Source organism: Kitasatospora sp. NPDC041988, from assembly GCF_055588525.1.
Genome location: NZ_JBVJCO010000013.1, coordinates 170,000 through 181,144, shown reverse-complemented (window position 1 = coordinate 181,144; position 11,145 = coordinate 170,000). Strand labels below are relative to the sequence as shown.

Here is an 11,145-nt window from a genome sequence, read left to right as displayed (position 1 = left end):
GGGCACCGGAGCGCGGGAGGTGGGCGGAGACCTCGTACCCGCCGCCATCGACACGGAACCCCTCCCCCCCCCCCCCCCCCCCCCTTCCCCCCCCCTCCCCCCCCCCCCCCCCCCCCCCCCCCCCCCCCCAGGCCACGGCGGGCGTCCGGAGTCCGCTGTCAGGGCGTCGGTGAGGGCTTGCCGGACTTGCCGCCCGCGTTGCCGGAGTTGCCCGGCGCGTCGGTGGGGCGGCCGTGACCGGGGGTGGCTCCCCCGGCGCTGCCGCCCCCGTTGCCGGCGCCGTTGCCGCCCGGCGTGGCGGAGGCGGGCGGCGACGTGGACGGTTCCGCCTCCGGGGTGGTCGGCCGCGGGGTGGCCGCCACCGGGACGGCCGTGCGGTGGTCGGCCGCCGTCGGCCGCGCCGTCCCGGGCTGCACGCTGTCCGGCCCGGGCGTGCCGGTGATCTCCGGTACCGGGGCCGGCGTCGGGTCGGCCGGTGCGGGCGCGGCGGCGCTCGGCCCGGGTGGCAGCGGCAGGAACGGCGCGCTGACGGTCGGGCCGCCGAGCACCGTGCTGGCCAGCAGCGCCAGGTAACCGGCGGCCGGGACGGCCAGCAGCAGGCCGAGCCGGCGGACCCGCCGCTGGCGGCGGCCGGAGGAGTCCACGAACACCGGGGCGGTGGTCTCGGCGGCCTCTGGGGAAGAAAAGGCGGCCGGGGAACCGGGCAGCGGATCCCCGGCCGCCGGCTCGTGGTCGTGCAAGGTGACGGTCACGGTCGGGTCCAGGTCTGGTCTGGTGGTGCGGGGGTGCGGCCCGCCCGACTGCGGGCGGGCGGGCCGACGGGGTTGGTCCCGGCCGGGCCGGTGGCGCGTCCGGGGTGCGCCTGCCGGTCCGGCCGGGGCCGGCCGGGCGGACGGTTGGCACGGGGGAGCCGACCGGCCACCCGGAGTCTTCGGGTGGTGCGAGTGGTGCTGGTACTGCCGGGTGGAGCGGGTGGTCCGGTCCGGGTGGGCGGCGAGCCCGGGGGGATTCGCTCGCCGCCCACCCGGAGTTCTTGGGGTTACCTCTTGGCTGTGGGGTCGGCGGACTTGTCGGTGCGGTCCGGCTTCGGGCGGACGTCGGGGAGCGTCGGCACGGCGGGCAGCGCCGGGGGGCTTGCGCTGCCCTTGGTGCCGGTACCACCGCTCTTCCCGTCGCCGTCGCCGTCGCTGCTGCGGGGCTTCGGGGTGGTGCTCTGGCGGTCGTCGTCGCTCAAGCGCCGGAGCACCTCCCCGCAGTAGTCCTCCACCTTGTCCGGACCGCCGGCCGCCGCGACCAGCGCGCCGAACTGCGGGTCCGCGACCAGCAGGCGCGGGCGCTCGCCCTTGCCCGTCCGGTCGGTGAACCCTCGGCAGAGGGTGACCACCGCGGCCTGGACCTGACCGCCCCGGGTCTCCGCGGGGGACGAGGCCCCCGGCACCGAGGGCTTCCCCGGACCGGCGGACGAGCCCGCGGCGGGCGACGCACCGGTGGACGGACCGTCCGAGGCGGGACCACCGGCGGTCGAGGCGCCACCGGTGGGGTGCCGCCCCGCCGAGGCGCCCGCCGTGCCGGAGCCCGTCCCCGCACCGGCGGACGTGCCGACGACGGACGGGACCGGCGAGCGGTCCAGCCCTCCCGACCCGCCGCCGAGCGCGGACGGCAGGTTGCCCGTGCCGGCCGCGACCGCCACACCGCCGAGCGCCGTGGCGCCGAGCACGACGGCGACAGCCTTCGTGCTGAAGGCCCTGGCCAGCGCGGCGGTTGCCATCGATCGTCTCCGGACGGGTGCGGGTGCGGCGGGTACGGCAGGAACAGGCGCGAGACGGGCCTCCCGGAACGCGGCCAGGGCGGCCTCCTCCCCGGCCAGTTCGCCCGCCGCCGCGGGGGCGGCCGCGGCGGCCAGCACGTGGGCGACCCCCGTGCCGGCGTCCGGTCCGGTGAGCGAGGCGTCCTGCCCGGCCGACGGTCCGCCCACGGCGCCGCCGAGCAGCTGCTCGGCCGTGTCGTGGTCGATCCGACGGGATCGGTTGGTGCTCATCTCATGTCCTTCAGCGTCGCGGCCCGGCGTTCTGTCACACCCTGCGGAGGAATTTTTTTCTCGTCCCTTCCGACCTGCCCCTCCGCCGGTCGGGTCGGCTGCCCGGTCGACCCGGCCGGCGGCTGCTGCGCCGGAATCCCCGCGCCCGCCGCAACGGACTGCTCCAGCACCTTGGCCAGCCGGCGTAGCCCCCGGTGCGCGGCCATCCGCACGCTGCCGGACCGCTTGCCGAGCACCCGCGCGGCACTCTCCGCGTCCAGCTCCATCACCACCCGCAGCAGCACCGCCTCGGCCTGATCGCGGGGCAGCCGGGAGATCAGCGCCAGCGCGTCCGCCGTGCCGACGGAGGCCAGCGCCGCGCCGGCCGTGTCGTCGCCGGCGGCCAGCTCGGAGAGGTACTCGAACGGCAGGTCGGCGACGGGGCGGCGGCGCCGGGCGCGCAGGTGGTCCAGCGCGCGGTTGCGGGCGATGGTGGCGGCCCAGCCGCGGAAGCCGTCCCCGTCGCCGGAGAAGGTGCGCAGGTCGCGGGCGATCTGCAGCCAGGCCTCGGAGGCGATGTCCTCGGCGTCCTGGGCGTCCTCGGGGCGGCCGCCCACCAGCACCCGGAGGTAGCGGAGCAGGCCCGGCTGCACGCTGCGGAACAGCAGCCGGAACGCCTCCTCGTCCCCGTCCTGCGCGGCCCTCACCGCCGCCGACAGGTCGGCGGGAGCGGTCCCCGGGGGCGGGGCGGACGGGGGGCCGGGCGGGGGGCCCGACGTCGGTGCCGGTCCGGACCGGCCGACGGCGCTGTCGGTGCCCGCTCCGGGGCGATCTGCACTCTGCACCCGCCACATCATGCGCCATGCGGGCGACCGGGTCCGATTCGCCCGGGCGGCTGCGGCGCCCCGTGACGAGACCGTTCCAGGCCGTCACCGCCCTGGGCCACCGGCAGGTCCGGACCAAGGGCGGCACCCCGCCGGGTCCAAGGTCCCGCGGCTCGCCGGCCTCGCCCACAGCCCGGCCGGGCTTCTCCCGCCCAGGTTGTATGTGGGCGAAGCAGTTCCGTCCGACCCCGCCGGACTCGCCCCTTCCTCGCGGCACGGGACGACCGCTCCCACGCGGCGCGCCGCCGGGACACGCTCGGCCGCGAGCCCTGGTCCTTCGACCCGGACGACGGGTGAACGCGCAGTCCGGCGGCGCTGTCATGACGCGCACCGTGACAACTGTCATGCGGATCCCGCAACGGACGACACTGCTCCGGCGGAGGGTCGGCCCGGAAAACTGGAGGCACGACGCGGGCACCGGCCCGCGGGCCGAGCAGCCAGTCCGGGGAGGAACCCACCATGAGCCAGACCATCAGCGCCCGCGCCGCCACCGCCACCACCGCCGCCACCCAGGAGGGCGCCAAGGCGCCGAACCCGGTCGCCGCCGGCCTCCGCCCGCTCGCCCTGGACGTCGCCGCCCCGCTGGCCGGCTACTACCTGCTGCACTCCGCGTTCGGCATGAGCGAGTTCGCCGCCCTCGCCTGGAGCGGCGCCGTCCCGGCCGTCCGGACCGTCATCGGCCTGGTCAGCGAGCGGAAGCTCAACCTGTGGGCGTCGATGATGCTCGGCGTCAACGTCGTGGGCCTGGCGCTCACCACCGTCACCGGCGACGCCCGGCTGATGCTCGCCAAGGACGGCGCGCTCAGCGGCGGCCTCGCGCTGGCGATCCTCTTCTCCGCGCTGATCGGCCGGCCGCTGATGTCGCCGATGCTGATGCCCTTCCTGACCAAGGGCGACCGGGCCCGCTCCGCCGCGTGGCAGCGGCTGGCCGAGGGCCGGGCGGCCGGCTCCCGCGCGTTCCGCCGCTACGAGCGGCTCTTCTCGGGGATCTGGGGCGCCGCCCTGCTGACCGAGTGCGTGGCCCGCGTGGTCGGCGCCTTCACCCTGCCGGTGTCGACCATGGCCTGGCTCTCCACGGTCTTCCTGATCGGCGCGATCATCGCCGGCGCGATGCTCGGCCACACCGCCGCCGACCCGATGGAGAAGCTGGTCCGCACCGAGGCCGCCGAGCCCACCGCCTGCTGACCCACCGCCTGGAGACCCACCGACCGCCGGCCGCACGCGGAACGCCCCTGACGGGAAGCCTGCTGACGCCTGGTCGCACAGCTCAGGAACCATCCGACCATCCCGATAGTCCTCTTATAACGAGGGGGTAACGGACCCCCGGCGAGAAACGGGGATCCTGATGAGCCGGACGCACACGCTGACCACCACCGAGGCCCGCACGCTGGTCTGGGACGGCTGCCTCAACGTCCGCGACCTCGGCGGCCTCCGCACCACCGACGGCGCCCGGACCGCCCACCGCGCGATCGTCCGGGCCGACAACCTGGACCGCCTGACCGCCGAAGGCTGGGACGCCCTCCTCGACCACGGCATACGCACCGTCGTCGACCTGCGCAACATCGAGGAGTACAAGCCGCTCCTACCCCTCCCCGACGACGTCGAGCTGATCCGCGTCCCACTGGACGAACTGGCCGGCTCCGCCTGGTGGGAGACGTACGGGAGGCTGGACGGCACCCCGCTCGCGCTCCGCCCCTACCTGGACCACTGCGCGCACGCCGCCGCCGAACTGGTCACCACCATCGCCGGCGCCCGCCCCGGCGGGCTGGTCGTGCACTGCGGCGCCGGCCGTGACCGCACCGGCCTCGCCGCCCTGCTGCTGCTCGCCCTCGCGAGCGTCGAGCCCTCGGAGATCGTCGCCGACTACCTGCTCAGCGCGCCCAACGTGCGCCCGCTGTACGGAATGCTCGGCCTGCCGGACCAGCACCTGCGGATCGACGCGGTGCTCGCCGAGGCCGGCACCACCGCCGAGGCCGCCCTGCACGCCACCCTCGACGGCTTCGACCCGGCCGGCTACCTGCTCGCCGCCGGCGTCGACCCGGCCGACCTCGCCGCCGTCCGCGCCCGGCTGCTGCACTCGTAGCCGGCCACCAGAGCCGGTCACCAGAGCCGGTCGATGTCGCCCGGGTGCAGCGCTATCCGGCAGCCCGCGAAGTCCGCGCGGTGCCGGGCGGCGCGGGCGGTGAAGAAGCCGGCCATGGTGACCTTGTCGAAGCCCGCCCGATCGCTCGGGAACGGCTCCTCGGCCGTCCCGCCGACCAGCACCGCGCCCGGCAGCAGCTCCCAGCCCGCGCCCTCGTAGAAGCCGCGGAGTTCGCGGTCGCAGGTGAAGAGCCCCAGATCGGCGCCGCTCTGCGCGACGGCGGCGCGGGCGGCCGCCACCAGCCGCCGGCCGTGCCCGCGACCGCGCCGGGCCCGGTCGGTGACCACCGCGCTCAGCCCGCTCGCCGCGAACGTCCGCCCGGCGTGGGCCAGCTCCTTCGAGAGCACGTCGAGCGCGGCCACCACCCGGTCGCCGTCCAGCAGCAGCATCGACACCGGGCGCAGCGCCGGGTCGTGCACCGGCTCGGCGGACGGCGCCGGCGGGCCGGGCCAGGCCTGGTCCTGCAACGCGGCCACCTGGAGCTTGAGTTCGCCGGGCACCTCGGCCTCCGGCGCGGTGAGTATCCGCACGCTCCTCCTCGCAACGCTCGTCGGCTCCGGCCCGGCGGACCGGAGCCGGTCTGGCAGACTCCGGGCGTGATCTTCCGTACCGCCACCCGCCGGGACCTGCCCGCCGTCATCGCCCTGCTCGCCGACGAGGAGCGCGTGATCGACCCCGCCACCGTGCAGGTCGACGAAGCCTACGCCCGCGCCTTCGCCGCCGTGGAGGAGGACGCCCGCAACGAGCTGATGGTCCTGGACGAGGGCGACGGTACGGTGCTGGGCTGCCTCCAGCTCACCTACATCCCCGGGCTCGGCCGGCACGGCGAGGAGCGCGCGCTGGTCGAGGCCGTCCGGGTGCGCGCCGACCGCCGGGGTGCCGGCCTCGGGCGCGAGCTGCTGACCCTGGCCGTCGGGCGGGCCCGCGACCGCGGCTGCACGCTGGTCCAGCTGACCAGCAACAAGCGCCGCACCGAGGCACACCGCTTCTACGCCTCGCTCGGCTTCGAGCGCAGTCACGACGGGTTCAAGCTCGCTCTCTGAGCCATGAGTTGACTGTCCGTCGGAACAGCGTCGCGGCGATAATCGATCGCGGGCGCCCGCCGCCCCGGGCAATACTTCCGATCATGGTGGACTTCTCCGACTTCGATACCCGCAACTACCCGACCGTGGACGTCCGTACCGGCTACGCCCAGTGGGTGGAGACCTACGAGCGCACCGTCGAGGACGCCATGGACCTCGCCGTGCTGGACCGGCTCACCGTCCCCGCCTGGGCCGAGGTCGCCCGCGCGGCCGACCTCGGCTGCGGCACCGGCCGGACGGGCGCCTGGCTCCGCGCGAAAGCCGCCGAGGGCCTGGTGCTGGACGGCGTGGACCTCACCCCCGAGATGCTGGCGGCCGCCGAGAAGAAGGCCGTTCACGACAGCCTCACCGAGGCGGACGTCGCCTCGACCGGGCTGCCGGGCGGCGGCTACGACCTGGCGATCTCCTCGCTGATCGACGAGCACCTGGCCGACCTCGGCCCGCTCTACCGCGAGGCCTTCCGGCTGGCCCGCCCGGGCGGCCGCTTCGTGCTGGTCGGCCTGCACCCGTACTTCATCATGGCGGCCGGCATGCCGACCCACTTCACCGGGTCGACCGGGGACGACATCGCCATCACCACCCACGTCCACCTGGTCTCCGACCACCTGTCGGCCGGGCTGGCGGCCGGCTGGACGCTGGTGGAGATGGCCGAGGCGGTGGTGGACGACGCCTGGATCGCACTGAAGCCCAAGTGGGAGAAGTACCGCAGCCACCCGGTCTCGGCCGCATACGTCTGGGAGAAGAAGGCCTAGCGGAAGGGCCGGGCGGCACGGCGCGGAACACAACTCGGAACATCGTCAACCGGTGGTTGACGACCCTCGGGTCGACAACCTACGGTTGACGCATGGAGAACCCCATCGTGCCCCAGACCACTCCGCTGCGCCTCGACGACCTGATCGACGCGATCAAGAAGGTCCACAGCGACGCGCTCGACCAGCTCTCCGACGCGGTCATCGCCGCCGACCACCTCGACGACCTCGCCGACCACCTGATCGGCCACTTCGTCGACCAGGCCCGCCGCTCCGGCGCCTCCTGGACCGACATCGGCCGCAGCATGGGCGTCAGCAAGCAGGCCGCCCAGAAGCGCTTCGTCCCCAAGGACCCGGGTACGCCCTCCGACCTCGACCCCAGCCAGGGCTTCAGCCGGTTCACCCCCCGGGCCCGGCACGTGGTGATGGAATCGCAGGAGGAGGCCCGCCGGGCCGGCAACGCCGAGATCGGCACCGGGCACCTCCTGCTCGGCCTGCTCGCCGAACCGGAAGGCCTGGCCGTCCGGGCGCTGGCCGCCCAGGGCATCACCCCGGACGCCGTCCGGGCGGCGGTCACCGCCACTCTGCCCGCCGCCTCCGGCGAGGCGCCCGGGCTGATCCCGTACGACGCCGACGGCAAGAAGGTGCTGGAGCTGACCTTCCGCGAGGCGCTCAAGCTGGGGCACAACTACGTCGGAACCGAACACATCCTGCTGGCGCTGCTGGAGCAGGAGAACGGTGCGGGCCCGCTCGCCGACCTCGGCGTGGACAAGGCCGAGACGGAGACCTTCACCTCGGAGGCCGTCGCGGCGTTCATCGCGGCGCGCGCCACCGAGCAGGGCTGAACGACTCGCCCGGGTCCCCGGCCAGCCCGGGGGCACGGGCCTGTCGTCAGAAGCCGGACACGTGGGTGGTGATGATCCGCACCCGCCCGTCGGCGGCCGCCTCCATCGCCGCCCGCAGCCGCAGGGACCGTGCCGGGCCGAGCAGTTCGAGCGCCTCCTCGTCGCCCGCCCAGCGGTGGTCGTCCAGTTCACCGGCCGGGACGGTCACGGGGGTGCCGTCCGGGACGGTGCCGAAGTCGAAGAGGAAGTGCTCGGCCGGGTGGTCGAGTTCGGCGGAGGGGTGGGTCCAGGAGATCGCCAGCAGGTCACCGGCCGGGCGCACCAGCCCGGTCTCCTCGGTCAGTTCCCGCGCGGCGCACTCGGCCGGCCCCTCACCGAGGTCGATCGTTCCGCCCGGGAACTGCCAGTGCTCCCGGTAGCCTGCCTTCACGATCAGAATCCGCCCCGACGCGTCCCGCAGCACGCACCCGGCGGCCGCGTAGATCCGCGGCAGGGACGCCAGCCACTCTTCCTTGGACTTCAACGGCTCGGCCGACACCAGGGTCCTCCTCCGGAGCAGGGGCAACTGGCGCCCACTCTGCCACCCATCGCTCCCGCCGGAAATTCTTCCGGGAATCTCCCGGCGGGCCGATGAGCCACGCCCACCGCGCCGGTCCAAGGTCTGTGAACACCGACCGAGAGACCCCGTTCGAGCCACCGCTGACCTGCGACGTCGGCGCCCTCACCGCCCCCGACCTGGCCGTCGTCGACGCCCTCGCCCGGCTCCGGCTCGCGGCCGCCCGGCACGGCGTCCGGGTGGTACTGACGAACGCGAGCAGCCCCCTGCGGGAGTTGCTCGCCCTCACCGGCCTGGCCGGCGTGCTGCCGGTCGAGCCCGGACTACCCGTCCAGCCGTGGCGGGAGGCCGAACAGCGGGAAGAGCACATCGGTGTCGAGGAAGTTGGTGAGCCCGGTGATCCGGCCCCCTGACACCTCCAGCACGATCAGCGCCCACGGCTCGTGGCCGCCCGCCGGGCTCGGCCGGTACTGCCCGAAGGCCGGGCTGCCGTTGGCCTCCACCGGGACCAGCCGCGAGCCCCGGCAGCCGTGGCCCGGGCCGAGCATCCACTCGCGGATGTCGGCGTGCCCGGTCAGCCACAGCTCGTACGGCGGCATGTTGAGCGTGACGTCCTCGTGCAGCAGCGCCGCCAGGCCGTCCATGTCGTACGCCTCGAAGGCCGAGACGTAGCGGGACAGCAGCGCCCGGTGGTCCTCGTCCAGCACGGGCGCCGGACGGGTCACCGCGGCGTCCCCGGCGAGCACCGAGCGCGCCCGCTGGAGCGCGCTGTTGACGGATGCCACGGTGACGCCGAGCAGTTCGGCGACCTCGGCGGCCTTCCAGCCGAGCACCTCGCGCAGGATCAGCACCGCCCGCTGCCGGGGCGCCAGCCGCTGGAGCACGGCGACGAACGCCAGCCGCACCGAGTCGCGTTGAGCGGCCACCTCGGCCGGGTCCCCCGTCTCGGGCAGGATCCGGCCGTCCGGCGCCGGGCCGATCCAGGTCACCTCGGGCAGCTGGTTGCCCGTCGCGGTGGCCACGGTGGACGGGCCGGCCAGGTCCATCGGACGGGCCCGGCCGTTGCGGCCGTTCAGCGCGTCCAGGCAGACGTTGGTGGCGATGCGGTACAGCCAGGAGCGCAGCGCCGCCCGGCCCTCGAAGCCCCGGTGGCCGCGCCAGGCGCGGATCATCGTCTCCTGCACCGCGTCCTCGGCCTCGAAGACCGAGCCGAGCATGCGGTAGCAGTAGCCGGTCAGCTCCGTCCGGTAGCGCTCCAGCTGGAGCTCGACCGGCTCCTCCGTCATCGGCCCGGCCATCGCGTTCCCCCGTCTCTGCCACACCGCCAGTGATCGGCACGAACGTACCGCAGCCCACCGACAGCCGACAGGAGCATCAGCGGCCCTGCTTCGGCTGGTCCCCGTACTTCTGGCCGGAGCCGAAGGAGGTGGTCACGATCTCCCACACCCTGGGGAACTCGGCACCCGAGATGCCGGTCGGGTTGATCGAGTAGACCACCTTGCGGCTGAGGTCCTTGGTGGCGAAGACGCCGCTGGTGTAGCCGGGGCGGGAGCCGGTCTTGCCCCAGACCACGACGCCGTTGGGCAGGGTGGCGCTCATCAGGCCCTTGGAGAAGCAGGCGTGACCGGCGGTCGGGCCGACCTCGCAGTTCTTGTTGCGGTAGTTGGGCACGTCCGGGACGTCGAACAGCTCGGCCTGCTGGGCGGGCGGCAGCAGCCGGCCGCGGAGCAGAGCGGTCATGAACCGGTCCAGGTCGGCGGCGGAGGAGATCATGCCGCCCTCCGCCCACGGCCAGGGGCTCTGCTCGGTGACGTCCACCAGCTGCCGGGGGCCCGCCTGGCCGCCGACGTCCAGGGAGACCCGCGCGTGCGGACCGGTCAGGGCGAGGTCGTCGCGGTCCGGGACAACGGTGTCGCGCAGGCCGAGCGGGCGGGCGATCCGGGTCTGCACCTCCCGGGCGAAGGTGTGGCCGGTGACCTTCTCGACCACCATCCCGGCGACGAACGTGTTGATGCCGTTGTACTGCTGCGCGGTGCCCGGCGCGAAGCCCATCGGCTGCTTGACGGCGTCCGCGACCACCTGGGCGGGCGTCCAGGAGTCGGCCTTGTGCGCGGCGAACCAGCTCTCGGTGCCGTCCCCGGAGGTGAGGCCGCCGCCGCCCGGCAGACCGCTGGTGTGGTCGAGCAACTGGCCGACGGTGACCGGCGGGTAGGACGCCGGAAGGAGTCCGGGCAGGTACTGCTGGACGGTGCCGTCCAGGTCGAGCTTCCGCTCGGCGGCGAGCTGGAGCACCACGGTGGCGGTGAAGACCTTGGAGATGCTGCCGATCCGGAACCGGGCGTCCGCCGGGACGTCACCCGCCGTGCCGGCCCACCGGCCGCCGCGGCCGTCGACCCGGACCAGCGCGCCGGTGATGCCGTCGTCCGGCAGGCCGGCCAGCGTCTTCGCCAGCGCCTCACGGTCGAGCGGACCGGCCAGGCGGACGGCGGCGTCGGCCGAACTCGCGCTGCCCGCCGTCCGGTCGGCGGCCAGGGCCGGCGTCGCGGCACCGGCGGCGACGGCGGCCAGCAGGGCGCCGGAGACGGCGAGGGTGGTCCAACGACGGTTGCGCTGAGCGGTGTTCATCGGGCTGGTCTCCAACTGTGGCTCGTCCGGCGGCTCGTGCTCTTTCCGGGAACGAGTCTGTTGGAGTTCGGTGCGGCGGCCATCCGGGACGGCCCCCCAGGCGGCCCGGAGCCGACCCCGAGGGATCCCGGGGCCGGCACCCGGGCGGGGGGGGGGGGGGGGGGGGGGGGGGGGGGGGGGGGGGAGAGAAGGGGGGGGGGGGGGGGGGGGGGGGGAGGGGAGAAGGGCGGAGAGGAGAGGGGAT

At 75.1% G+C, this 11,145-nt stretch carries 13 protein-coding genes; 6 read left to right on the top strand and 7 right to left on the bottom strand.

Annotated features, from left to right (window positions below):
* Positions 1-158: 158 nt before the first annotated feature.
* The 3 genes from ACZ6NC_RS16130 to ACZ6NC_RS16120 form a co-directional block, all read right to left on the bottom strand.
* On the bottom strand, positions 159-752 hold the full coding sequence (locus ACZ6NC_RS16130) for a hypothetical protein (RefSeq protein WP_465733083.1): 594 nt from the start codon (positions 750-752) through the stop codon (positions 159-161).
* 287 nt (positions 753-1,039) lie between these two features.
* On the bottom strand, positions 1,040-2,038 hold the full coding sequence (locus tag ACZ6NC_RS16125; protein ID WP_465733081.1) for a hypothetical protein: 999 nt from the start codon (positions 2,036-2,038) through the stop codon (positions 1,040-1,042).
* Entirely contained in the window at positions 2,035-2,874 is an 840-nt protein-coding gene (locus ACZ6NC_RS16120) for an RNA polymerase sigma factor (RefSeq protein ID WP_465733079.1), read from the bottom strand. Before ACZ6NC_RS16120 ends, ACZ6NC_RS16125 begins: the two co-directional genes overlap by 4 nt.
* A gap of 486 nt (positions 2,875-3,360) precedes the next feature.
* Here ACZ6NC_RS16120 and ACZ6NC_RS16115 point away from each other — a divergent pair, with 486 nt between their 5' ends.
* Positions 3,361-4,086, top strand: a complete 726-nt coding sequence (locus tag ACZ6NC_RS16115; protein WP_465733077.1) for a VC0807 family protein — start codon at positions 3,361-3,363, stop codon at positions 4,084-4,086.
* 160 nt (positions 4,087-4,246) lie between these two features.
* Positions 4,247-4,984, top strand: coding sequence for a tyrosine-protein phosphatase (locus ACZ6NC_RS16110; protein ID WP_465733075.1), 738 nt, complete (start codon positions 4,247-4,249; stop codon positions 4,982-4,984).
* 17 nt (positions 4,985-5,001) lie between these two features.
* Here the strand turns inward: ACZ6NC_RS16110 and ACZ6NC_RS16105 are convergent, their stop codons facing one another.
* Positions 5,002-5,574 carry a GNAT family N-acetyltransferase gene (locus ACZ6NC_RS16105; protein ID WP_465733073.1) on the bottom strand — a complete coding sequence of 191 codons (573 nt, stop codon included), beginning with the start codon at positions 5,572-5,574 and terminating at the stop codon, positions 5,002-5,004.
* Between the two features lie 66 nt (positions 5,575-5,640).
* Here ACZ6NC_RS16105 and ACZ6NC_RS16100 point away from each other — a divergent pair, with 66 nt between their 5' ends.
* From ACZ6NC_RS16100 to ACZ6NC_RS16090, 3 genes are all read left to right on the top strand, one after another.
* On the top strand, positions 5,641-6,087 hold the full coding sequence (locus tag ACZ6NC_RS16100; protein ID WP_465733071.1) for a GNAT family N-acetyltransferase: 447 nt from the start codon (positions 5,641-5,643) through the stop codon (positions 6,085-6,087).
* Positions 6,088-6,170: 83 nt separating this feature from the next.
* Positions 6,171-6,878: a class I SAM-dependent DNA methyltransferase gene (locus tag ACZ6NC_RS16095; RefSeq protein ID WP_465733069.1), complete on the top strand. Its 708-nt coding sequence runs from the start codon at positions 6,171-6,173 to the stop codon at positions 6,876-6,878.
* A gap of 92 nt (positions 6,879-6,970) precedes the next feature.
* Entirely contained in the window at positions 6,971-7,720 is a 750-nt protein-coding gene (locus ACZ6NC_RS16090) for a Clp protease N-terminal domain-containing protein (protein WP_465733067.1), read from the top strand.
* Positions 7,721-7,766: 46 nt separating this feature from the next.
* Here ACZ6NC_RS16090 and ACZ6NC_RS16085 read toward each other — a convergent pair whose 3' ends face one another.
* Positions 7,767-8,258 (bottom strand): NUDIX domain-containing protein, encoded by a 492-nt coding sequence (locus ACZ6NC_RS16085; protein WP_465733065.1) that lies wholly within the window; start codon positions 8,256-8,258, stop codon positions 7,767-7,769.
* A 125-nt stretch (positions 8,259-8,383) separates the two neighbouring features.
* Here ACZ6NC_RS16085 and ACZ6NC_RS16080 point away from each other — a divergent pair, with 125 nt between their 5' ends.
* Positions 8,384-8,689 carry an STAS domain-containing protein gene (locus tag ACZ6NC_RS16080; RefSeq protein ID WP_465733063.1) on the top strand — a complete coding sequence of 102 codons (306 nt, stop codon included), beginning with the start codon at positions 8,384-8,386 and terminating at the stop codon, positions 8,687-8,689.
* On the opposite strand, the gene ACZ6NC_RS16075 is transcribed toward ACZ6NC_RS16080, so the two are convergent.
* Complete coding sequence (locus ACZ6NC_RS16075) at positions 8,600-9,562, bottom strand: sigma-70 family RNA polymerase sigma factor (protein ID WP_465733061.1); 963 nt, start codon at positions 9,560-9,562, stop codon at positions 8,600-8,602. The two genes, ACZ6NC_RS16080 and ACZ6NC_RS16075, sit on opposite strands and share 90 nt — an antisense overlap.
* Before the next feature lie 88 nt (positions 9,563-9,650).
* On the bottom strand, positions 9,651-10,901 hold the full coding sequence (locus ACZ6NC_RS16070) for a serine hydrolase domain-containing protein (RefSeq protein WP_465733059.1): 1,251 nt from the start codon (positions 10,899-10,901) through the stop codon (positions 9,651-9,653).
* Positions 10,902-11,145: the final 244 nt, after the last annotated feature.